Origin of the sequence: Flavobacterium sp. NRK F7, from assembly GCF_024054195.1 — a bacterium.
GTDB lineage: Bacteria > Bacteroidota > Bacteroidia > Flavobacteriales > Flavobacteriaceae > Flavobacterium.
Window position 1 is genome coordinate 2,517,213 of the sequence record NZ_JAMXLB010000001.1, and the last position, 24,704, is coordinate 2,541,916.

Sequence of the window (24,704 nt, forward strand, 5' to 3'; positions counted from 1 at the left end):
ATACCCCAATGTCTAATTTAATACTTACTATTATGAAAACAAAGTTACTATTATTACTGCTACTAACTAACTTCGTTTACAGTCAAGTAACGGATGTATTAACCAATTACAACTCCGCTGGGTTATCTAATCTTACGTATAAAGATAATTTTATTTATTTTAATTCGTATGTAGAAAAGAAAATTTATCGATTTGATTACACAGAACCCAATCCAACCGTTGAGTTAGTGCATCAATTCTCTGAAAATCCAAATTTTGTATTTGTCAAAAATGACATTTTGTTTGTGGGTGTAGAAAACCCATACCGAACATACAAAATAAATCTATCTAGTGACAATTTTTTCACTACTCCTTTAGCTGATGTTGCTGGTCCTATGGTACAAATTAATGATGATCTATACATTGGTCAGTATGCCGCATCAAAAATAATTAAAGTTAATCTAGTTACTTTACAACAGTCCGATGTTTTATTGGGTTATAAACCTAACTTTTTTACTTCATATGATAATAAATTATTTTTTACTTCTAATTACACCAATGCTTTGTATAAATATGATGCATCAACTGGAAATTTAGATACTGTTTTAAATAATTTAAATTATGCTTCTGGAATAGTTATGAATGATGCATCACTTTATATTTGTGAAAGTTCGGCTAGTTCTATTTCTTGGTACACTAATCCTGATTTTCAATTTGAAAGTATGGTTCAATTACCTGCAAATTCTTGGCCTAATGGATCTATTATAATAAATAATGAACTTTTTTTCGTTCAAACGATTGCTGGAAAAATTTCTAAAATGACCATTAATAGTACATTAAATGCTACTCCTTTTGCAAATCAAAAATCAAAAATTATCATTTATCCCAATCCAAGTTCTGATATCTTAAAAATTGAAAGTTTATATGCTTTTGATACCTATCAGATTTATGATATACAAGGAAAATTGATTGAAAATAAAGTAATGAACAATAATAGCATTAACATTTCTAACCTATCTAAAGGAAAATATATTTTGGCTTTAGATAAAATGAGACATTCGTTTATAAAAAATTAAAAGTGATGTTGTTGTTATAAATGAATTCAATAAAACTATTCGAGTTACCGTTTTTAAATTCATTAAATAACCTCAGAATTAAAAAAAACGCTCTAAAACAGAAATTTAGAGCGTTTTTTATTTTTTTAAATTCAAATTTACTTCACTCGTTCCTTTAAAACTTGAACCACATCTTCTAACTGAAAATCTTTAGCTTGTAATAAAATCAAAAAATGGAATAATAAATCTGCACTTTCTGATAAAAAGAGCGTATCATTTGTATCTTTTGCTTCAATTACAACTTCAACAGCTTCTTCACCTACTTTTTGTGCAATTTTATTTATCCCTTTAGAAAATAAACTAGCTACGTAGCTTTTTTCAACTGTTGCTTTCTCTTTCCTATTTGTTATGGTTCTCTCTAACTCACTTAAAAAACCATATTCTTGAGTATTTTTTTCTTGCCAACAGGTATCTGTTCCTGTATGACAAGTTGGTCCTTTGGGCATGACCTGAACAAGCAAACTATCATTATCACAATCATTTTTTATGGAAATTAACTCTAAATAGTTCCCACTCTCCTCTCCTTTTGTCCATAATCTTTTTTTAGAGCGACTGTAAAAAGTGACTTTTTTTGTTTCTAATGTTTTAGCATAAGCTTCTTGGTTCATGTAACCCAACATTAGAACATTTTTTGTAACATTATCTTGAATAATTGCAGGAATAAGTCCGTCATTATTTTTTGTAAAATCTATTTTCATATTCAAAGTTTATTGACCCTTTTTTTATCAAATATTTTTTATTTTTTCTAAATTCGAATTGCGATACCTTTATCATTTAAGAAATATTTCAAATTCGGAATTTCAATTTCTTGAAAGTGAAAAACACTTGCCGCTAAAGCCGCATCCGCTTTTCCTTGAATAAAAACATCTGCAAAATGTTGACTATTACCTGCTCCTCCTGAAGCAATAATAGGAATGTTAACCCATTCCGAAAGTTGCGACAAAGCATCATTTGCAAATCCGTTTTTAGTTCCATCATGATCCATAGAAGTAAATAAAATTTCACCTGCTCCTCTTTCTTCCACTTCTTTTGACCATTCAAACAAATCTAAAGTAGTAGGTTCTTTGCCTCCCACAAGATGTACCACCCATTTATCATTAACTTTTTTAGCATCTATAGCAACTACGACACATTGACTTCCAAATTTTGTAGCCAATTCATTTATTAATTCGGGTCTTTTAACTGCGGAAGAATTAATTGAAACTTTATCTGCTCCATTTTGTAATAAAACAGCTACATCTTGAATGGATGAAATACCACCACCAACCGTGAACGGTATATTGATCTTTTTTGCAACATCTCTTACCAGGTTAGCTAAGGTTTTTCTGCGTTCTTCAGTAGCTGAAATGTCTAAAAAAACAAGCTCATCTGCTCCTGTTTTAGAATATTTTTCAGCTAATTCTACGGGATCACCAGCGTCTTTTAAGTCTAAAAAATTGACTCCTTTAACGGTACGTCCATTTTTAATATCCAAACAAGGAATAATTCTTTTTGTAAGCATTTTTAATTAATAATATAAGATTCTAATTGCTTTAATGTAATTCTTCCTTCATAAATTGCTTTACCAATAATAGTTCCTTCACACCCTAACGCTGCCAATTTTGGTAATTCTTCAAAAGTAGAAATGCCTCCAGATGCAATTAATTTGATTGAAGGAACAGTTTGTAAAATTTCTTTATACAATTCAAAACTAGGTCCTTGAAGCATTCCGTCTTTAGCAATATCCGTACAAATCACATATGAAATTCCTTCATTTTCATATTTTTGAATAAATGGGATGACAGCTTCATTGCTTTCTTCTAACCAACCTGAAACAGCAATTTTTTTATTATTAACATCTGCTCCAAGAATGATACGATTGGAACCAAATTCCTTAATCCACTTTTTAAATAAGGATGGATTTTTTACTGCAATACTTCCCCCTGTAATTTGTTGGGCTCCACTATTAAAAGCTATTTTTACATCTTCATTAGATTTTAAGCCTCCTCCAAAATCAATTTTTAAACTCGTATTAGATGCAATTTGTTCCAATACCTTATAATTAATAATACGATTAGATTTAGCCCCATCTAAATCTACCAAATGTAGGTGTGTAATACCATGATTTTCAAAAGACTTAGCTACTTCAAGCGGATTTTCATTATATATTTTCTTTGTTGAATAATCTCCTTTGGATAATCGTACACATTTTCCTTCAATAATATCAATGGCTGGTATAATTCTCATATTTACAGTAATTTTAATTGGTTATCGCTATGAAGTTTTTAAGAATTTTTTCTCCATACACTCCACTTTTTTCAGGATGAAATTGTACGCCATAAAAATTATCTTTGCGCAATGCAGTTGCGTATTCTGTTTCATAATTAGTGTAAGCAATTGCATATGAATTTTTTGGAGCGTAATAACTGTGAACCAAATACATATATTCGTTTTCAGATATCCCATCAAATAAAGCTGATTTGAGTTGATAAATTGAATTCCAACCCATTTGTGGGACTTTTACCGCATTTGAAAATTTGATTATATCAATGTCAAAAACACCTAAACCAGTAGTAGCTCCTTCTTCTGAGCTTTTACATAATAATTGCATACCCAAACAAATACCTAAAACAGGTTGTTTTAATGTGGGTATCAAGATATGCAAACCACTTTCTTTTAGTTTTTCCATGGCACTGCTGGCTTCACCTACACCTGGGAAAATTATTTTATCAGCATTTTTAATCTCATTCCAATTGGCCGTAACTTGGGCTTGAATTCCAATTCTTTCCAAAGCAAATAGAATGCTTTGAATATTACCCGCTCCATAATCTATAATGGCTATCTTCATTTGTATAGTCTTATTATTTTAAAGCATTCCTTTTGTACTCGGTAAAATCATTTTATCCGCATCTCTTTTTACAGCAACTTTAATCGCTTTAGCAAAAGCTTTAAAAATAGCCTCAATTTTATGATGCTCATTAATTCCTTCCGCTTTTATATTTAAATTTGCTCTTGCGCCATCTGTAAATGATTTAAAAAAATGATAAAACATTTCTGTAGGCATCTCACCAATTTTTTCACGTTTGAATTCGGCATTCCATACCAACCAATTCCTGCCTCCAAAATCGATAGCCACTTGCGCCAAACAATCATCCATTGGTAAACAAAAACCATAGCGTTCAATTCCTAATTTATTTCCTAAAGCTTTGGCAAATACTTCCCCTAAAGCGATAGCAGTATCTTCAATGGTGTGGTGTTCATCTACTTCTAAATCTCCTTTAACTTGAATGGTTAAGTCCATTTGTCCATGACGTGCAATTTGATCTAACATATGATCAAAAAAAGCCAAACCGGTTTGAATATTGCTTTTTCCAGTACCATCTAAATTTAATTCAATTTGAATATCCGTTTCATTGGTTTTTCTAGAAACAGAAGCGGTCCTTTCTTCCAATTTTAAGAATTCATAAATTCGTTGCCAATCGTTAGTTTCCAAACTAATACAACTATTCAATTCTTCTTTTTTAACCGAAATTTCATTGGTACCTAAATGTGTAAAATCATTAATAAAAATGGCTTTTGCACCTAAATTTTTAGCCAATTCAACATCAGTTAATCGATCTCCAATAACATAGGAATTTGCTAAATCATATTCCTCTGAAAAATATTGCGTTAATAAACCAGTTCCTGGTTTACGAGTAGGTGCATTTTCATAAGGAAAAGTTCTATCGAGAAATACTTGATCAAAAACAACCCCTTCATTCGCATAAGTGTTTATGATAAAATTATGCACTGGCCAAAACGTTTCTTCTGGAAAAGAAGCCGTTCCAAGTCCGTCTTGATTGGTTATCATAACCAATTCAAAATCTAATTCTTGAGCAATTTTACTAAGAAAAGGAATGCATTTGGGGTAAAAAATCATTTTTTCAAATGAATCAATTTGTTCATCTATTGTTTCTTTAATTATAGTTCCATCTCTATCGATGAATAATACTTTTTTAGACATTTTTTAATTTTTTAAGTAGTTCTATTACTTTTTCATTTTCTTGAGGTGTACCAATTGAAATGCGCAAACAGCTTCTGCATAAAGAGTCATTGGAGCGATTTCGAACCACAATGCCATTTTCTAAAAATTGATTGTATTGAAAAGTAGCGTTATCTACTCGAAACAAGATAAAATTGGTTTCAGATGGAAAAATTTCAGTAACAATTTTACAGCAAACTAATGCTTTCATTACTTTTTCTCTTTCTTGTTTTATCTCTTCTATTTCATAGATATACTTTAGGCTGGCCAATTTTTCTATTGCTAAACTTTGAGAAACACTGTTTACATTATAAGGTGGTTTAATTTTTTCTAAAACTGCTATAATTTCAGGAGATGCAAATAACAATCCTAAGCGTAAACCGGCCATTCCATAAGCTTTGGATAAGGTTTGTACAATAATTAGATTATCAAATTCAGCAATGCGTTTTAACCACGTAGGACGATCAGAAAATTCAATATATGCCTCATCTATAACTACTAACCCATTGAATTCATTTAAAATTCGTAAAACACTTTCTTCAGAAAAACTATTTCCCGTAGGATTATTAGGCGAACATAGAAACAATAATTTTGTATTCTCATTAGCTCTATTTAAAATTGAATTCACATTGGGTTGGAAATCCTCATTTAGAATGATTTTTTTATTTTCTATGGCATTTAAATTGGCCAAAACACCATACATTCCATAAGTAGGTGGTAAAGTAATTACATTGTCCACATTGGGTTCGCAAAAAGCTCTGAACAATAAATCGAGTACTTCGTCACTACCATTACCCACTAATATATTTTTGGGAGAGACATTTTTAATACTTGCCAATACCTCTTTTAAAGCCGTTTGGTGTGGATCAGGATAACGATTTATTCCATTTTCAAATGGATTTTCATTGGCATCAAGGAAAATCATATCGTCACTAGTAGCATCATTGAATTCATCTCTTGCAGAAGAATAGGGTCTCATTGATTTCACATTTTCTCTAACCAACGATTCTAGATTTACATTTTTCAATTTAATTGCCATACTATGTTTACTTATGTGGATTTATTATTTCAGTTGATTTAATCGAAGCGTTACTGCATTTTTATGCGCTTGTAAACCTTCAGCTTCAGCCATTTGTTCAATAACCTTACCGATATTTTGGATTCCTTTTTCAGAAATTTTTTGAAACGTCATTGCTTTTAAAAAACTATCTAAATTGACACCACTGTAACTTTTAGAATAGCCATTTGTTGGTAAGGTATGATTGGTTCCAGAGGCATAATCACCAGCACTTTCTGGTGTATAATTACCAATAAAAATTGAGCCTGCATTCTCTATATTATTTATAAAATAAGCTTCATTTTTAGCACATATAATAAAATGCTCAGGTCCATATTCGTTAATAAGTGCCAATGCTACTTCCTCTGTTTCTACCAATAGTAACTTAGAATTCTGAATAGCTATAGCAGCTATTTCTTTTCTAGGCAACATTTCTAATTGGCTTTCAACTTCTTTTTCGACCTCTAAAAGCATTTCTCTAGAAGTTGTAACCAAAATAACTTGACTGTCTTTACCGTGTTCTGCTTGGCTTAACAAATCTGAAGCAACAAAACTAGGAATAGCCGTTTCATCTGCATAGATTAATAATTCACTCGGTCCAGCTGGCATGTCTATAGCAACGCCTAATTGTGATGCATATTGTTTTGCAATAGTAACAAATTGATTTCCAGGTCCAAAAATTTTATACACTTTAGAAATAGATTCGGTTCCTAATGTCATAGCTGCAATTGCTTGAATACCTCCTATTTTATAGATTTTACTTACACCACATAATTGCGCAGTAAATAAAATAGCAGGATTAATCGTACCGTTTTTATCTGGTGGTGTGCATAAAACAATTTCTTTACAACCAGCAATTTTAGCTGGAACTGCTAACATAAGTACTGTTGAAAAAAGAGGTGCTGATCCTCCAGGAATGTATAGACCCACTTTTTGGATAGGTCTTTTCTCTTGCCAACACAAAACACCTTTAGAGGTTTCAAGTTCAATTTTAGATGTTTTTTGAGCACTATGAAATTTTTCAATATTATTTTTGGCACTATAAATGGCTTGTTTCAATTCTTCAGAAACTTGATTGGAAGCTTGTTCAATTTCTTCAGAAGGAACCTCTAATGATGTTAGATTCACTCCATCAAATAAAGATGTATATTTAAATAAGGCTTGATCTCCTTTTTGTTGTACTTCCTTAAAAATTCCTTTAACGGTTTCTTCAACATCGTCGAAAGAGGAAGTAGGTCTTTTTAAAATAGTAGCCCATTCATTAGGATTTGGATTGTATATTGTATTCATATTTACTTAATTTTAATTATAAAACCATTTTTTCAATTGGGCAAACCAAAATACCTTCAGCTCCTGCCTCTTTGAGTTGATCAATTACCTCCCAAAAGGTATCTTCTTCGATTACAGAGTGTAAACTACTCCAACCAGCTTCACTTAGTGGCATTACTGTGGGACTTTTTAAAACGGGAAGGATTTTAGTTATTAATGGAATTTTTTCGTTAGGCACATTCATTAAAATATACTTTGATTTTCTCGAACGTAATACCGCTTGAATTCGGAATTGCAGTTTGTCTAGAATTTGTTTGGCTTCTTGGGCAATTTGAGGAGAAACAGCTAAAACCGCTTCACTTTTCAAAATGACTTCCACCTCTTTTAAACCGTTTTTAAACAAAGTACTTCCACTTGAAACTATATCTACTATAGCATCGGAAAGACCTATATTTGGAGCAATTTCTACCGAACCTGAAATTTGATGAATGTCTACTTCCATGCCTTTTGAAGAAAAATAATCAATTACTGTGTTGGGATAAGAAGTGGCAACTCTTAAACCATTTAAATCGGAAATGGAATTATAATTAAAAGCTTTAGGAACAGCTACAGAAACTTTACACTTTGAGAAACCCAATTTTTCCGCAACAGATATATTTCTTCCTTTTTCTACCAAAAGGTTATCTCCCACAATGGCTACGTCCACTACTCCATCAATTAAATATTGTGGAATGTCAGAATTTCTCAAAAAATAAACTTCTAAAGGAAAATTGGAAGCGGTTACTTTTAATTGGTCATTTCCATTATAAACGGAAATCCCTGAATCCTTCAACAATTGAATACTGTCGTCGTAAAGACGACCCGATTTTTGAATGGCAATTTTTAAAATACTCATTGGTTTGTTTAAAATGTTTGAGTAAATCATTGCGCTTTTAAAAAAGAAAAAACCCGTTTGATTTACTCAAACGGGTTTATAATTATTTTGGATTACTACAAAATCATCATTGCCTCGCTCGAGCGTGGAAAAAATGATGATGATGATGTAATTGATTTAAAAACATATTTTTGTGTTATTTTTTTAACGGTACAAATATAAAAACAAACTTTTTTAAAAAACAACTATTTTACAAAAAAATATTTTTTTAATTTTTATTTACGCCAAATTTACGCCAAAAAGATGCCCTACTAAAGCCGTTAAAACCATAGCAATTGTTCCCCAAAAAGTAACTCTTAAAATAGCTTTTATAATACTCGAACCTCCTGTTTTTGCTGCTAAAGCACCTAAAAAAGCCAAGAAAAGTATCGCTAGACCATACAGCCAATATTCCATATTTTTGACAGGTAAAAAAAGAGTTACTAAAAAAGGTAATGCTCCACCCACAGTAAAAGAAGCCCCAGAAGCTAAAGCAGCTTGCAAAGGTTTTGCTTGGCTAATTTCATTTATTCCAAGTTCATCTCGAACATGAGCCCCTAAAGCATCATGAACGGTTAATTCTTGTGCTACTAAAAGCGCTGTCTCCTTCTTTAGTCCTCTGGCTTCATAAATTTCTGCCAGTCGTTGCAATTCAAGTTCTGGCATTTCGATTAATTCTTGTTTTTCTCTTTCTATATCTGCTTTTTCTACATCGGTTTGTGAACTAACGGAAACATATTCTCCAGCAGCCATTGATAAAGCTCCGGCTACTAAACCTGCAAGAGTTGCTAAAATTACAGGTTCTCTAAATTCGCTTGCTGCAGCTACTCCAATAGCAATACTGGAAGTAGATAAAATTCCGTCATTCGCTCCTAACACAGCTGCACGTAACCAATTACTTTTATGAATATAATGATTCTCTAAATAATTTTCTAATTCCTCTTCTTTACTCATAACAAACTGCTTTTAATTATATTAATATAAATTTAAGAGATTTTAAAGCATAATCATTAATTAATTTAAAAAAGACCTTTTGAAAGTATTTCAGAATTTTGATTTATAAAAGAATTGGTCAAAACTTCTGTGAAACCGTCATTTTCAATTCCAGTTTTAACTGCAATCTTTTTTAATTCATATTCAGTCGCCTTTTTTCTAGTTACTAAATATAAAAATTTTTTATCTGCTTCTTCTGAAAAGCATGATGTGGGTAAGGCTAATGCTTTTTTGTTACCAATCACAATTTTGGCATCTGTAAACATTCCTACAACTAATTTTTTCTTTAATTCTTCATCTAAATCTCCAAAAACAGGAATAGATCGATCCATTTCATTGATGGCTCTACCAATTGTTTTAATCTTTGACTTATAAACTGTTCCTAAGTTTTCACTAATAGTAAATTGAATTTCTTGGTTTTCAGAAAGTTTTAAAATATCTTTTTCAAATACCGATACACATAACATTAAATTAGCATCATTTACTACTTCAACAATTGTATTTTCTGGAGCAATATAAGCGCCAATATTAGCATTTGTGGTAACCACTACTCCATTAATTGGCGAGTAAATTGTAACTTGAGAGCTCAATTTCGATCGACTTATTGCATTTGGATTGATATTAATTAATTGTAATTTCTCACGTAAAGAATTGTAACTACTTACTGCTTGTAGATAATCACTTTCTGCTTTTAAATAATTTTTTTGAGACGTAATATTTTCTTCGAATAATGCTTTTTGGCGCAAATATTCTGATTTTAAATAGGTTAATTGCTCCGAAACTTCTAAGTAATCTCTTTGAATATCAATAAATTCAGTATTTTCTATTATAGCAATAGCCTGACCTTTTGAAACTTTTTGACCAATAATAATATTGGAAGTTTTAATATAACCACCTAAAACTGCTGTAATTTTAGCTTTATCTTTTGCAGGAACATCAATTTTACCAGAAACTTGTAAAACGGCATCAAAAACATGTTCTTTAGGCGAAATTATTTCCATTTTTGAGGTTTCAAATTGTTCTTTTGAAAGAATAATTTTGTTTGATACTTCGTCTTGGGGTTCATTTATATTTTTTTCCTTACAAGAAAGCAATGCAATTATAGCTAAAAATGTATATCGTATTTTGTTCATAATCTACTGGTAATTAATAAATTCTATGTCTAAAGTGATGTTATTATATTCTAAAACGGCATCTAAATAATCTATTCTTATTTGCAATGCATTTTCTAAACTTTGAATGTATTGAAAGAAATCAATTTCTCCGTGTTTATAACTCATATTGGCTACTTTCAAAATTTCATCGGAAAGTTTTTTACCCGAAGTATTGTAATAATCAATCGTAGTCTTTATTCCTACTAACTGATTCTTTTTTTGGGCTACAAATTGATTAATTTTAATTAATTCTGCTTCTTTTTGTTGATTCCAACTCTGCTTTTCTAATTGCAACATTTGTATTTTTTTAGTATTTCCAGAAAAGAATAACGGAAGATTTAATCCTATTTGAAAACCGTAAAGTGAACTTGATAAACCTGTATTTTTACCTTGAAAATATTCGGTTGAAATGGAAGGAAACCAAGCTTGCTTTTGTAATTTTAATTGATAATTATAATTACTAGCAATACTTTCATAATAAGAATCATAAATAGTATTATCTAAACTTTTAATTGAATTTAAATGCAGTTTATTTTCTTGAATAGTAACTAACGAATCTGTTTGCAATAGTGCTAGTAAAGTATGATAAGAAGCTGCTTTTTCTTTTTCAATTTTTACTAATTCAGCTGCAATTTTTTGTGATTTTGCTTGTGCTGTAATTTTCTCTAAATAATTGGTTTCACCTAATTCAAATCGTCTATTGCTTGCTTTTGAGAAACTTTGGTACAAACTATCTAAATACTGATACAATTGCTCTCGATTTTGCCAATACACTATTTGATAATAACTTTTGGAAACTTTATGGTTTAATTTATTTTTTTCAATTTCTAAAAGATTACTTTCAACTTCATAATCCGATTGTAATTGCTTCTTTTTGACAGCATAAAGAGTTGGAAAATCAAAATTTTGTTGCACACCAAAAACCCGCAAAGGTTGGTTATTAACCGCTAGATTATTTTGATCGTAACTATAATAAACTGTGGTTTTATCCAATGTAAAAGCCGTAGTTGCATTCACTTTTCCTTGTTCTAGTTTTAATTCTAAAGCTTTAATTTCTTTATTATTTTGATGGGCTTTTTGAATTAAATTCGATAATTCATCCTTTTTTTCCTGACTTTGGGCAGTGATTCCAAAAAATAGGAATACTAAGATTAAAGTAGTTGCCTTTATTTTCTTGAATTTAAGCAGATTTGAATCTTTATTATCCAATAATTTGAATAAAACGGGCAACACAATCATGGTTAGCAAAGTAGCAGTAATTAATCCTCCGATAACTACAGTTGCTAACGGTTTTTGGACTTCAGCTCCAGCGGAACTTGAAATAGCCATTGGCAAAAATCCTAAAGCAGCTGCCGAAGCCGTTAATAAAACTGGGCGTAATCTATCGGTTGTTCCCTTTATAATTAATTCATCCAAACTCATATTTCCTTGATGTTGCTTTAATTCTTTAAAATGCTCTATTAACACAATTCCATTTAAAACTGCTATACCAAAAAGTGCAATAAAACCAACTCCAGCCGAAATACTAAATGGTAAATCACGAAGCCATAAGAATAAAATTCCTCCAACTGCTGAAAGAGGGATGGCAGAATACACCATTGCCGCTTCTTTTATGGAACCAAAGGCAAAATATAATAAAATAAAAATCAGTACTAAAGCAATTGGAACAGCAATTAGTAGACGTTCTTTTGCACTCTCTAAGTTTTTAAACTGTCCTCCATATTCAATATAATAGCCTTCTGGTAAAACCATTTTACTGTTAATATTACTTTTTATATCATTAACAACACTTTGTAAGTCTCTATTTCTAACATTTACGCCCACTACCACTCTTCTTTTAGTATCATCTCGAGAAATTTTAGCTGGACCTTTACTGTATTGAATGGATGCTAATTCATGTAACGGAATTTGTTCTCCATTGGGTAATGAGACAAATAAATTACGTAAATCATCGATGGTAGTACGCTTATTTTCATCTAAACGAACCACTAAATCAAATCGTTTTTCACCTTCAAAGACTTGTCCCGTAGATTGTCCAGCAAATCCTAGAGCAATGAAGTTATTTAAATCTGAAATATTTAAACCATAACGTGCAATTTTAGTTCTGTTATAACGAACTGACATTTGTGGTAAACCTTCCGTCTTTTCCACTATGATGTCTGAAGCTCCATTAATATTTTGAATTGCCTTTTCTATTTCGGTTGCTTTTTGGGCCAAAATATCTAAATCTTCTCCAAACAATTTAATTGCAATATCAGAACGAGTTCCAGAGATTAATTCGTTAAAACGCATTTCAATAGGTTGGGTAAACTCAATTTCCATGTTTGGAATTTTTTTCTCGATAGCTTCTTTAATTTTATCGGCTAGTTCATCTTTAGAGTCAGCAGAGACCCAATCACTTTTAGGTTTCAACTTCACAATAACATCACTTTCTTCCATACTCATGGGATCGGTTGGTACCTCTGCCGCACCAATTCTACTGACAACTTGTTCTACTTCAGGAAAAGTATCTAAAATTATTTTTTCTAGTAAGGTTGTCGTTTCAATCGTTTTACTTAAAGAAGTTCCTGTTTTTAAAACTGGTTGGATTACAAAATCACCTTCATCTAATGTTGGGATAAATTCACCACCCATTGTTGTAAATAAAATTATGGTTCCCACTAATAAACTAAAAGCACTTACTAGAACTTTTTTAGTATTTTTTAAACCCCAATGAATTACAGGTAAATACCATAAATTCAATTTATTAATTAATCTATTTGATAATGAATTTTCTTTTTCTTCTTTAGGTTTTAAGAAAATTGATGAAATAACTGGAACGTAAGTCAAACAGAATACCATTGCGCCTATTAAGGCAAAACTAAACGTCATTGCCATAGGTTTAAACATTTTTCCTTCGATACCAGATAAAGATAAAATAGGAATAAATACTATTAAGATAATTAATTGCCCAAATATGGCCGAATTCATCATTTTTGTAGCACTGGTAAATGTTATTTTATCTATTTCAGCTTGTTTCACTTCTGTATTTAACTGATTTAAAACACCTGATTTTTGTGTAATTTGGAATGCAATAAATTCAACTATAATAACTGCTCCATCAATAATAATTCCAAAATCGATAGCTCCTAAACTCATCAAATTAGCATCAATTCCAAAAACATTCATAAAAGATATAGCAAATAGTAAACACAAGGGAATTACAGAAGCCACAACTAAACCTGAGCGCCAATTACCTAACAATAATACCACAACAAAAATTACGATTAAACAGCCTAATATTAAATTTTCAGCGACGGTAAAAGTGGTCTTGTTAACTAATTCTCCTCTTTCTAAAAAAGGATTGATATAAACACCTTGTGGTAATTTTTTTTGCAATTCGGCAACTCTTTGTTTAATATCTATTAAAACTTGTTTGGAATTCGCATTTTTAAGCATCATAATTTGCCCCATTACTTTCTCCCCTCTTCCATTACCTGTAATAGCCCCAAAACGATTGGCATGCCCATATTTTACTTCTGCAACATCTTTTATATAAATAGGAATTCCATTTGTAGTTTTAACAACAATATTAGTAATGTCTTCCAAATTTTGAACTTTTCCTTCTCCTCGAATAAAATAGCTTTCATTTTCTTTCTCAATGTATCCACCGCCAGTAATACTATTGTTTTTTTCTAGAGCTGAAAATAATTCCGCTACCTTTATATTCATTGCTTTTAAAGTTGAGGAATTCACGGCAACTTCATATTGTTTTAAATAACCTCCCCAAGTATTAATTTCTACAACACCACTTATTCCAGATAAATTACGTTTAACTGTCCAATCTTGTATGGTTCTTAAATCGGTAATGGTGTATAAGTCGGCATATTCTGGTTTTACTTCCAAAGTATATTGATAAATTTCACCTAGACCAGTTGTAATTGGCCCCATTTCTGGTGTGCCAAATCCATTTGGTATTTTTTCTGAAGCTGATTTAATCTTTTCAGCGATTAATTGTCTCGGCAAATAAGTACCCATGGCATCCTCAAAAACAATAGTAACAACAGAAATACCGAATTTTGAAACCGAACGAATTTCTACAACACCTGGCAAATTTGCCATTTCCAGTTCTATTGGATACGTTATAAACTGCTCAATATCTTGTGTAGATAGATTTTGAGAAGTGGTTATCACTTGAACTTGATTATTGGTTACATCAGGAACAGCTCCAATTGAAATTTGAGTTAATGAAAATAATCCAAAACCCACAATTCCTAAGGTTAACAGTATGATGATTAATTTATTTTTTAAACTGAATACAATTATTTTTTCTAACATGTAAAATAGATTGAAAGGAATAAAAAGCAATTATCAAATAAGATAATTACCTATTAAAAAGATAAATACTAAAATTTCTATTACTAAATGTTAGTTTATTTTAGGAGGTAACCAAATTGAAAAGGTCAAATTGGATTTAAAAAAAGAAGGATAAAAAAATAGTTTACTCCCTTTAAAAAAGACATCTTTTAAAAGTAATTGAAAAGACACCAAAGGAAAAATAATTAGAATATTTGTTGTAGTATCAAAGGTTTTAAAGGGTAAATCTTGATGCTCTTCTGTATCAGAGGTAGCATTTTTGGTATAATGCTCTTTGATAAAATCAAAAAAAGTAATGGTAGACTCTTCTTTTTCATTTTGATGCTCTTCATAATGAGCAATAAGATTGGGAAATTTGAATAATTGTCCTATTGATGTGTTGGCACACAAAAATAGTGAAGCTAACCATAGGACAATTATTCTTTTCATAACATAAAATTGAAAAAATGAATTCTTTTTAAAACCAAATAAAATATATTTGGATTCAAATAACTACTTACAAAAATACAGATTAAATAGGATTTGAATCTTAAGTTCTACTTAGGATTTTCAGAAGAAAAACGTAATTTAATTTCTGTCCCTTCATTTAGAACACTGTGTACTGTAATTTCTATTTTTAATAAATCGCACAGCCGTTTTACTATAGATAAACCTAAACCTGTACCTTTTATTTCTGGATGATCCGAAACATCGGAGCGATAAAAAGAGTTGAAAATTTTATCTACATTTTCATTAGAAATACCTATTCCATTATCTTGAATACTGAAAATGATTTGATTTTTTTGTTGCGTTAATGAAAGAAAAATATTGCCTTTTTCGTTAGTATATTTAACGGCATTGGAGATTAAATTACTGATAATTATCGACACCAAATAGTGATCCGATAAATAATAAAAATCATCAGAAAACAAGGTCTTAATCTGAATTTTTTTGGTTTCAATTTTTTCAGAAAAACGAGCTAAACAATCTAATATTATAGCGTTTAAATAAATCGTTTCTTCTTTACTATTCTGTTTTTGGTTTTCAAAACGTGCTAATAATAATAGCTGATCTACCATATGATTCAATCGATTCACTTCAGAAATGCAAAAATTAATTTTTGACTCATATTCTTCTTGACTTCTCGATTTTCGTATTAAAACCTCCATGGTTCCTTTAATCACCGCTAAGGGTGTTCGCAGTTCATGTGATGCATCAGAAGTAAACTGTTTCTCTCTTTCTATTGTATTTTCGATTCTATCTAATAAATTATTAATGTTTTCAGAAAGTGTAAACAATTCGTCTTTGTTATTAGGTAAAGGAATTCGGGTTTGCAGGTTATCTTTAGTAATTTTACTTGAAGTTTCAATAATCGTACTTACAGGTTTAATACTTCTTCCAGCAAAGAAACGTGCAATTAGAAACAGTATGATTAAAATTATCGGAAAAGTGATGAGAAGAATTTCCTTCAAAATTTTTACAATTTCAAAATCTTCTAAAGACATTGCAACTACTAAATACCCTACAACTTTTCCTTTATTAAGAATTGAAGTTTGCGTTTGTCGAAGTGGTATGTTATTGAGAGATGAATTGATGAATTTTTCATTACAATTTTCATCAAATAATTGCAAATGAGCATCATTAAGATTTGGTGATTTATCAATAAGTTGTTTGTTATTGTCGTAAAATTCGACAAAAACAGGATTTACTTTAATTGAATTATGTTCTCTTGCTCTCCATTGATCCACCTGAATTAAGTAAGTATCATTACTATCGGTAGTTACATCATCAAGGTGTTTCAATAATTCATTTGAAATTTCACTATTTACGTGTTGGTTGACACTATAATTGACGATTCCGTAGATAAAGATAAACACAATAGCAATTAGGATTGAACTACTAAGAATGTAGTTAAATGCAATTCTGTTTTTAAATGAAAAGGATAAAAAATTAGTCATTTGCTATGTATCCAACACCTCTAATTGTTTTAATTAATTCTTCGTCTTTAGATAGGTTTAGTTTTTTTCGAATGGCATTCATAAAAACATCGATTACTCCTGTATCGTAATCAAAATGGATGTCCCAAACATCTTCGATAATTTTATTTCTAGTACAAACTTTTCCTTTGTTACCAATAAGATAAGCTAATAGTTCAAATTCTCTTTGCGTTAATGATACCTCTTTTTTATCAACAAAAACTTGAAATTTATTTTTATCTACTGTAATATTTCCTAATGTTAATTTTTCATTGGATTGACTGGAACGAAAATGTACTTTTATGCGTTCCAATAATTCTTCAAAGCTAAATGGTTTTTTGATATAATCATTCGCTCCCGATTTTAAACCTTCTATGGTTTCTTGAACGGTATCTTTAGCTGTTAAAAAGATAATCGGAACCGTTTGTCTTACTTTGCGTATGGCTTTACAAACCTCTACGCCACTCATTCCAGGTAACATCCAATCTAAAAGTACTAAATCTACAGAATGCTGCATCGCCTTTTCAAGTCCTTCTTTTCCATTAATAGCATATGAAATGGAGTACCCCTCTTCTTCTAAACCTTGTTTTAGAAAATCAATAATTCCTTTTTCATCTTCGATTATAAGAATGTGCATCTGTAAAGTATTATTGTTGAACAAATTTCACTCCTAAGGATACAATATTAGCATCTAAACCATCACTTCTTTTGTAATAATTATATCGTACATCTATATTTTTTAAACCAAATTTCCAAACTTTGGCATTGGTAAAAATATCAGTATAATTCAATCCAAAACCAATTTGGTTGGCATTAAAAGTAGATAAATCATAATCTGAAGTATAATATTCTTCTGTAGAAACATGTTGTTCATAAGGTGCAAAATACTTCGATTGTTGTTGGGTATAATAACGATACATTGGAAAAACCGTAAACTTATCCGATAATTTTACAGGCAATTCAATATTCATGGTATGTGAAGATATATCCCAATTATCCATGTAATACCTATAATACGTTCGAACAACCAATCTTTCGTTGACATAGTAATTGAACCGTGCTCCAATTGGCAATTTAAAACGGGTATCAGGAAGACGTTCAATGTCATCCGCTAATTGAAATTCATTAATAAATGAATCCGCAACATCTGAAAAATAAACCCTTTGATAAGGAGTCGATAATAAACCTTGTTGTTGCAACACATCTAAAAAAACAGAAAATTGTAGCTTTCTCGTTACAATTTGCGAAAAGCTTAATGATAATGCGAAAGAGTTTCTATTTTTATTTTCATGAAAAGAAAACTTCGTAGGATTATAAGCCGTATTTCCTACAATGGCATAATTATTAAAAATACCACCGTTCAAATTATTTCCATTGGATTTATAATCTTGTAATTCTTTTGGATAAATAGGACTCCATGTATCCAAATAAACATTGGCTGAAATATTGAATTCGGAGTTTTTATCATTAAACAATTTGGTCAAACCACCTCCAAAACCTAAAGAAGAATAGTCGTATTCTACTGAACCAGAAAGATGTGCGTTCCAAACTGTATTTCGATCATCGGAACTATGACTATAATTTACAACTAAGCTCGTTAAGGCATCCGACTGTGAAGCACCTGATGAAGCTTGCCAAGGGCTAGGATTATTCGTATCAAAAGGGTTAATATTACTAGACGAAGCAGATGAATAGGCAGAAATTCCAGCATCTACGGTTAAGATATCATCATCGTTTAACGGAACTGCAACAACAATTGTGGGAGTCACATCTGTTAGGTCTTCCGTTCCTTTTCCACCAGAAACAGCGGAATGAATTCCATCTTGTTTGTAATAACTAGCTAAAAAGTCCACTTCAACACTCTCCAAAACTCTCTTTTTGTAGGATACATTTGTGGAATCTTTTTCTTGTGAAAAAGACAAGCTACTCGTTAAGAGTAAGGCGATTACTATTCTATGTTTCATACTTGTTTTTTAATTACAACCACAACCTCCACCAGTTTTTCCTCCATTGGCTCCTGCTGCAGCTTCTCTATATACTTGAAAATTAGTCTCAAATCGTTCACTTAAGCGAGCTGCTAATTTCATATCAGGATCGTTAATATATTGTTTATCGTACTCTTTAACCGTATTACAAGAGATTCCTAAACTTGCAAAAACCAATATTATTCCTAATTTTCTCATATGATACCTTCTTATTTTAAATTTATTTTGATTGTAAATCAATATTTTTTGAATAATGTACACCGCCTTTATCATCAATAATGATACATTCGATTCCGTTAATTTGATTGATTAAATTCATTCCCACATCAACACCTAATACAAAAACACCAGTAGCAATAGCATCAGCGATTTCAGTTTGTTTAGCAAAAACAGAAACACTAATAATACCTGAAGCTGGATAACCGCTTCTAGGATCTATAATATGAGAATATCTTTTTCCATTAAAGGTAACATATTTTTCATAGTTACCTGAAGTTTCTACTGCGCTATCTATCAAGGGAAAAGTAGCAAAAACTTTTTCTTTATTTAAGGGATTTACAATGGCAACGGTCCATGGTTCTCCATTTATTTGAAAGCCCCATGTATTAATATCTCCAGAGACATTGACAATACCAGATGTACAACCATTACTAATTAACAAGGCTTTAATTTTATCTGCTATATAACCTTGTCCAATGCCTCCTAAACCTAACTTCATTCCTTTTTCTTTCAAGAAAATCGATTTTTGTTCCGTGTTTAAGATTATTTTTTGGTATCCAACTCGTTCCACAGATTTCTTAATTTCAGTTTCTGTTGGCATCTGTTTCATAGAACCGTCAAATTTCCAAATTCGATCCATAGAAGCATAGCTAATATCAAATGCTCCATTGGTAAGTTGTGAAACTTTAATCGCTCGTTCTACCAAATTAAATACTTCTTCATCTACCACAACTGCTTTCACACCTGCATTTTGATTGACTTTTGAAATTTGTGAAGAAGGAATCCAATCCGAAATTAAATGTTCTATTCTTTTTACTTCACTTATTGCCAAATTACAAAATTGTTCACCTTTTATCGAATCAGTCGCCACCACAGTAATTTCAAATGGACTTCCTAACAAAGAAGCCTTTTTCTTATGGAGTTGCTGTCCAAAAGAACAAATAGTTGAAATACAAAAAGCTAAGATTAAATTTTTCATTATTTTTTTAAGGAATGAATCATTTTAATATATTCTTCTGGAGAAACATTTTTAAATCCCATCTTGCCTAAAACTTTACCTGTATTATCGAGCAAAACTACCAAAGGAAAATTTCCTTCTATATTATATTTTTCTGCTAAGTTTCTATTATGTTCTGTTTGAGCTTCAGATAATTGATTTCCTTTTTTTCGTGGAAAATTTGCTTTTACTAATATCCATTGCGATGCCGCTTCATTTTGAAAAGCTTCCGATTGCCAAATATTTTTATCTAATCTGATACAAGGAGCACACCAATCGGAACCTGAAAAAATAAGAACAATATCTTTATTTTCTTTTTTTGCTAATTCTTTGGCTTCATCAAAATTGTATTTCCAATCTTGCGAAAAGCTCATACTTGTAATAAACAAAAACAATACGGTTACAATTTTTTTCATTTCTAAATTATTTTAATACAAATTAAACGATTTTTTAAAATTCTTGTTGCTGTCTCTTTTTTAATTAAGTGAAACTTAAGAATGTTTTAAGTAAAACTTAAGCCAATCTGATGCTGCAAAAACTACTTTTGATTTATAATATTATAGATATGAACAAATACCTTGCCCCTTTCAAAAATCTACTATTCTTTTATATAATTTTAAATTTTCTTGTTAGAATTATATTACTCTTCCATCCGATAACACAATCCCGTTTTAGCTTTTTATCACTACTAAAGATATTCTTTTTTGGAACAATATCCGATGTCCTTGTGTTTATAATTGCAAGTATTTTCTTATGGATGTATTTACTATTTCTATCCAATTCAAAATTTAAAAAGCCATGGGGTTATATTATATTTAGCTGTTATGTAGTTTTATTGCTGTATATACTTTCGGGTAAATCGATCTTACATGAATATGGTGGAGTTTTACCCGAATTAGGAATTCTATTTGTAGGGTTGAAAACATTATTATTTGGACTATTGCTTTTCCTACCTCGTTATCGAAAAACTATTCGATATGTAGTTTTTTCTTTTACATTATTTCTTTTCGTACTTCTCATTTTATTAAATGCTGTAAGTGAATTTTTCTTTTGGAATGAATTTGGAGTTCGATATAATTTTATTGCTGTTGATTATTTGGTTTATACCAATACCGTCATTGGAAATATCATGGAATCTTACCCTGTTGTTCCTTTATTTACCGTTTTAGGAATCGTAACATTGCTAATCACCTATTATATAACAAAACACTCTAAAATATATGTAGAAGCATTACCAACTTTAAGAAAAAAAGTACAACTTTCAGGAATCTATCTATCCGTTTTTCTTATTTCAATATTAGGTATAGTTCAATTAACAAAACTTGAAAATTCAAAAAATGTATTTACTAACGAACTTCAAGCCAATGGGATTTACAAGTTTTATTTGGCTTTTGTAAATAGCGAGTTGGATTATAATACGTTTTATAAAACTACCTCAGATGAAAAGGCTTTCGCTCTATTAAAAAAACAATTACCTAACATTACTAATACCACTACCATTCGTTGGATTGACAATGATAGTGTAGAAATAAAAAAAAATGTGGTACTAATTACTATAGAAAGTTTAAGTGCCGAATTTATGCAACTCTATGGAAATACTAGAGAAATAACCCCCTTTTTAGACTCACTAGCTTTACAAAGTTTGACTTTTACTAATTTATATGCTACTGGAAACAGAACAGTAAGAGGTTTAGAAGCTGTTACCTTGTGTATTCCTCCTACTCCTGGAGAAAGTGTCGTAAAAAGAGAAGACAATAAAGCCAAATTTACTACGGGTAATTTATTTAAATCCAAAGGATATGATGTAAAATATTTATATGGTGGAGACGCTTTTTTTGATAATATGCAAGATTTTTTTAGCGGAAATGGATATGATGTAATTGACAAAAGTAGCTTTAAATCTGAAGAAATTACTTTTTCAAATGTTTGGGGCGTTTGCGATGAAGATATGGCCAAAAAAGCAATCGAAATTATGAATACGGAAGCGCAAAAAGGAAAACCCTTTTTTAATCATTGGATGACCGTAAGTAATCACAGACCATTTACCTATCCTGATGGCAAAATTGATATTCCAAACGATACAAAATCGAGAGAAGGTGGCGTCAAATACACAGATTATGCGTTAAAGCAATTCTTTGCCATGGCTCAAAAACAACCGTGGTTCAATGAAACCGTATTTGTAATTGTTGCCGATCATTGCGCCTCGAGTTCAGGGAAAACTGAATTACCTATGGATAAATATAGAATACCTGCAATGATATATGCACCAAATACAATCCAACCCAAAATGGTAAATCAATTAATGTCACAAATTGATATAATGCCTACACTATTTGGGTTATTACATTTTAAATACCAAAGCGAATTTTATGGTCAAGATGTTTTGCAACCTAATTATAAACCTCGAGCGTTTATTGCAACTTATGAAGATTTAGGATTGATTAAAAATAATATACTAACAATTCTTTCACCTGTAAAAAAAACCAAACAATTTGATTTACAAATACATGAAAATGATTTTATAGATCCTAATTTTCAAATCTATTATGATGAAACATTTAAAAAAGTTATTGATGAAGCACTTGTTGAAGAAGCAATAGCATATTACCAAACCGCTAGTTATTTGTTAAAAAACAAGAAATACCAACGCTTAGAGTAAACCATTATATTTTCTAACAAACCATTCTGTTGCTAATAAAGTGCAAATTAAAATTAATAGCAGTTTCCAATCTATTAAAGGTGATTTTTTAAGGACTTCTTTTTGTATGGGAAGATAATTCGAATCCTTTAGTAAAGACTGAATTAAATCTTGCGATTGATTTGGGTAAAATAATTTTCCAGATGAATGGTTCGCTAATTGTTCTAAACGCAAACGGTCTGGATTGACAAATTGTTTTTCAATATCAAATTCTAAAATTTCAAAATTTCCTGAAAATGTATTTTTAGAATCTTTTTCGGTAACAACAAAATGATAGTTCCCTTTTTTAAGATTATCAAATTCAACTTTATAATCAATGTTGGATTTTAGAAAATTATATGTTTTTTTTTCATTGGTATCTTTATTAGTCAAAAGAATACTCAATTGTGCATTTTCATCCAATTCATAATTTTTATCAAAATATTGAGCAGTTATTTGAAAGGTTTCCCCTTCATTATAATAGTTTTTATACGCTACTTCTAGATTCTTTTTTGCTGTATTAGAGGTTAAATATTGCACCCATTTGTCGGTAAAAAAATCAAAATCATCAAATGAATTCTTTTTTAAATGCGTTTCTAATCTCCATTTCCAAATATTCTCACCAAAAAGGTAGCCGTTTCTTTGTTTTCCATTTTCTACAAATGTTAGCAAAGGATTACCTGATGGCATATTTCGAATAGTAGCTTCTAAAAGTGTAGCAGTATTTCCTTTACTAGTTATCGTTCCAAATTTGTTTTCTAATGAAGAAAAGTTTTCAAAACCAATATTTTCTTGGGCAAACAAGTTAAAACCAGAAGTATAAGATGCAAAATAGTCTTCTTTTTGAGATGCCATTTTAAAAGAAAAATCTTCTTGATATTGCCCTAAAAAAGCAAAATCAGTATGCAGCCCTGTAATAGTTAATGTATTGACTTTAGCTTTTTTATTGGCTTCAAAAACGGTTTTAAAAGAAGCATTTGGTTGATAAAAAATCAATACATTATATTTCTGTAAATCTTTAATTTCAGTAGGCTTTAGAATACTGACTTTTCGTTGTTCATTCGCTTCAATACTACGTTTCAAAGCACTTAAATCAGGATGAATAATATCTGAAAGTAACGCAATTTCTGTTCGTTGATCAATAACTTCAATAATAAAATTCTTATAATTGTTGGTCCTGTTTTTTTCATCTTTTAAAGAACTAATTGAAGCTGTATACTTTTGAATACCAATTTTTGTTGCATCTAAAAGCAAAGAAAAAGATTGTGCTTTATTTTGACTGGAAAAGAAAACATTTTTTTTTAAAACAACCTGATTTTGATTTTTAATAGTAAATATTGAATTTACAGGTTCATTTCCCGTATACTGAAGAAAAACTTCTACAGGAAATTTATTTTTAAGAAAAGTATATTTATTGGTGTTGATTTGATCTATTTTTAAATCAAAAACAGTTGTAGTATCACCTAAAACGATTGGATAAATTTTACTATTTTCTTGAAAACTAAACACATAATCATTTCCTTGTGTCTGATTTCCATCGGTAAAGAGTACTACAGGATAAGTAGTATTTCGATATAATTGTTTTAAATTTTTGGCAACGTTATCGATTAAAGATTGTTTTCCAGAATAATCAATGGTTCCATTTGCTGTAAAGTCTTTATCAAATGAATACAGTTGCACATCATATTTTTCATTTAATTTTTGATTTTGAATAAATTGATTGTACACGTCATTATTTAAATCACCCGATAAATTTTTAATAGATTCAGAGTTATCTATTACAATAGGTAATGGTGTTTTTACAATTTCGTACGATTTGCTTGAAAAAATTGGATTTAGCAATAATAAAAACACACCAAACCAAACTAGAAAACGTATAAAGGCTAAGAATAAATTTACTTTAAGTTTATTCTTAGCCTTATAATAATATTGATAATATGATAAACCAGTAGCTATAAATACTGATAAAATAAGAAGTAAAATAGTACTTGTTGTCATACAAATGTTTTAGAGTTCAGTTCTCAGTTTTTTAGTG

General features: G+C 30.3%; 21 protein-coding genes. 2 read left to right on the forward strand and 19 right to left on the reverse strand.

The window, feature by feature from the left end; genetic code table 11:
* Positions 1–32: 32 nt before the first annotated feature.
* A complete protein-coding gene (locus tag NHF47_RS11370) occupies positions 33–1,055 on the forward strand; it encodes a T9SS type A sorting domain-containing protein (RefSeq protein WP_252765038.1) in 1,023 nt (340 codons plus the stop codon).
* 137 nt (positions 1,056–1,192) lie between these two features.
* Here the strand turns inward: NHF47_RS11370 and hisIE are convergent, their stop codons facing one another.
* The 18 genes from hisIE to NHF47_RS11460 form a co-directional block, all read right to left on the reverse strand.
* On the reverse strand, positions 1,193–1,792 hold the full coding sequence (hisIE, locus tag NHF47_RS11375) for a bifunctional phosphoribosyl-AMP cyclohydrolase/phosphoribosyl-ATP diphosphatase HisIE (protein WP_252765039.1): 600 nt from the start codon (positions 1,790–1,792) through the stop codon (positions 1,193–1,195).
* A 47-nt stretch (positions 1,793–1,839) separates the two neighbouring features.
* Positions 1,840–2,595: an imidazole glycerol phosphate synthase subunit HisF gene (hisF, locus tag NHF47_RS11380; protein WP_252765040.1), complete on the reverse strand. Its 756-nt coding sequence runs from the start codon at positions 2,593–2,595 to the stop codon at positions 1,840–1,842.
* 2 nt (positions 2,596–2,597) lie between these two features.
* Complete coding sequence (hisA, locus tag NHF47_RS11385) at positions 2,598–3,320, reverse strand: 1-(5-phosphoribosyl)-5-[(5-phosphoribosylamino)methylideneamino]imidazole-4-carboxamide isomerase (protein WP_252765041.1); 723 nt, start codon at positions 3,318–3,320, stop codon at positions 2,598–2,600.
* Between the two features lie 13 nt (positions 3,321–3,333).
* Positions 3,334–3,921, reverse strand: coding sequence for an imidazole glycerol phosphate synthase subunit HisH (gene hisH / locus NHF47_RS11390; protein WP_252765042.1), 588 nt, complete (start codon positions 3,919–3,921; stop codon positions 3,334–3,336).
* 18 nt (positions 3,922–3,939) lie between these two features.
* Positions 3,940–5,076, reverse strand: coding sequence for a bifunctional histidinol-phosphatase/imidazoleglycerol-phosphate dehydratase HisB (hisB, locus tag NHF47_RS11395; protein ID WP_252765043.1), 1,137 nt, complete (start codon positions 5,074–5,076; stop codon positions 3,940–3,942).
* A complete protein-coding gene (gene hisC, locus NHF47_RS11400) occupies positions 5,069–6,133 on the reverse strand; it encodes a histidinol-phosphate transaminase (RefSeq protein WP_252765044.1) in 1,065 nt (354 codons plus the stop codon). The genes hisB and hisC overlap by 8 nt, the downstream gene beginning before the upstream one ends.
* Positions 6,134–6,157: 24 nt before the next feature.
* Positions 6,158–7,441: a histidinol dehydrogenase gene (hisD, locus tag NHF47_RS11405; RefSeq protein WP_252765045.1), complete on the reverse strand. Its 1,284-nt coding sequence runs from the start codon at positions 7,439–7,441 to the stop codon at positions 6,158–6,160.
* Positions 7,442–7,457: 16 nt separating this feature from the next.
* The gene (gene hisG / locus NHF47_RS11410) at positions 7,458–8,315 is read right to left on the reverse strand and encodes an ATP phosphoribosyltransferase (protein ID WP_252765046.1); all 858 of its coding nucleotides are present in this window, start codon (positions 8,313–8,315) and stop codon (positions 7,458–7,460) included.
* 258 nt (positions 8,316–8,573) lie between these two features.
* Complete coding sequence (locus NHF47_RS11415) at positions 8,574–9,287, reverse strand: VIT family protein (RefSeq protein WP_252765047.1); 714 nt, start codon at positions 9,285–9,287, stop codon at positions 8,574–8,576.
* A gap of 65 nt (positions 9,288–9,352) precedes the next feature.
* Positions 9,353–10,459, reverse strand: coding sequence for an efflux RND transporter periplasmic adaptor subunit (locus NHF47_RS11420; protein WP_252765048.1), 1,107 nt, complete (start codon positions 10,457–10,459; stop codon positions 9,353–9,355).
* A 3-nt stretch (positions 10,460–10,462) separates the two neighbouring features.
* Positions 10,463–14,797, reverse strand: coding sequence for a CusA/CzcA family heavy metal efflux RND transporter (locus NHF47_RS11425; RefSeq protein ID WP_252765049.1), 4,335 nt, complete (start codon positions 14,795–14,797; stop codon positions 10,463–10,465).
* Between the two features lie 90 nt (positions 14,798–14,887).
* Positions 14,888–15,265, reverse strand: a complete 378-nt coding sequence (locus tag NHF47_RS11430) for a hypothetical protein (protein WP_252765050.1) — start codon at positions 15,263–15,265, stop codon at positions 14,888–14,890.
* 107 nt (positions 15,266–15,372) lie between these two features.
* Positions 15,373–16,773, reverse strand: coding sequence for a cell wall metabolism sensor histidine kinase WalK (locus tag NHF47_RS11435; RefSeq protein WP_252765051.1), 1,401 nt, complete (start codon positions 16,771–16,773; stop codon positions 15,373–15,375).
* Positions 16,766–17,428 carry a response regulator transcription factor gene (locus NHF47_RS11440; RefSeq protein WP_252765052.1) on the reverse strand — a complete coding sequence of 221 codons (663 nt, stop codon included), beginning with the start codon at positions 17,426–17,428 and terminating at the stop codon, positions 16,766–16,768. Before NHF47_RS11440 ends, NHF47_RS11435 begins: the two co-directional genes overlap by 8 nt.
* A 10-nt stretch (positions 17,429–17,438) precedes the next feature.
* Positions 17,439–18,755 carry a DUF3570 domain-containing protein gene (locus NHF47_RS11445; protein WP_252765053.1) on the reverse strand — a complete coding sequence of 439 codons (1,317 nt, stop codon included), beginning with the start codon at positions 18,753–18,755 and terminating at the stop codon, positions 17,439–17,441.
* Between the two features lie 9 nt (positions 18,756–18,764).
* A complete protein-coding gene (locus tag NHF47_RS11450) occupies positions 18,765–18,974 on the reverse strand; it encodes a DUF4266 domain-containing protein (RefSeq protein WP_252765054.1) in 210 nt (69 codons plus the stop codon).
* A gap of 22 nt (positions 18,975–18,996) precedes the next feature.
* Positions 18,997–19,974, reverse strand: a complete 978-nt coding sequence (locus NHF47_RS11455; protein WP_252765055.1) for an FAD:protein FMN transferase — start codon at positions 19,972–19,974, stop codon at positions 18,997–18,999.
* Positions 19,974–20,408 (reverse strand): thioredoxin family protein, encoded by a 435-nt coding sequence (locus NHF47_RS11460; RefSeq protein WP_252765056.1) that lies wholly within the window; start codon positions 20,406–20,408, stop codon positions 19,974–19,976. Before NHF47_RS11460 ends, NHF47_RS11455 begins: the two co-directional genes overlap by 1 nt.
* Positions 20,409–20,557: 149 nt before the next feature.
* On the opposite strand from NHF47_RS11460, the gene NHF47_RS11465 reads away from it, so the two are divergent.
* Entirely contained in the window at positions 20,558–22,651 is a 2,094-nt protein-coding gene (locus NHF47_RS11465; RefSeq protein WP_252765057.1) for an LTA synthase family protein, read from the forward strand.
* Here the strand turns inward: NHF47_RS11465 and NHF47_RS11470 are convergent.
* Positions 22,643–24,667, reverse strand: coding sequence for a hypothetical protein (locus NHF47_RS11470; RefSeq protein ID WP_252765058.1), 2,025 nt, complete (start codon positions 24,665–24,667; stop codon positions 22,643–22,645). The genes NHF47_RS11465 and NHF47_RS11470 overlap by 9 nt on opposite strands.
* Between the last annotated feature and the right edge of the window lie 37 nt (positions 24,668–24,704).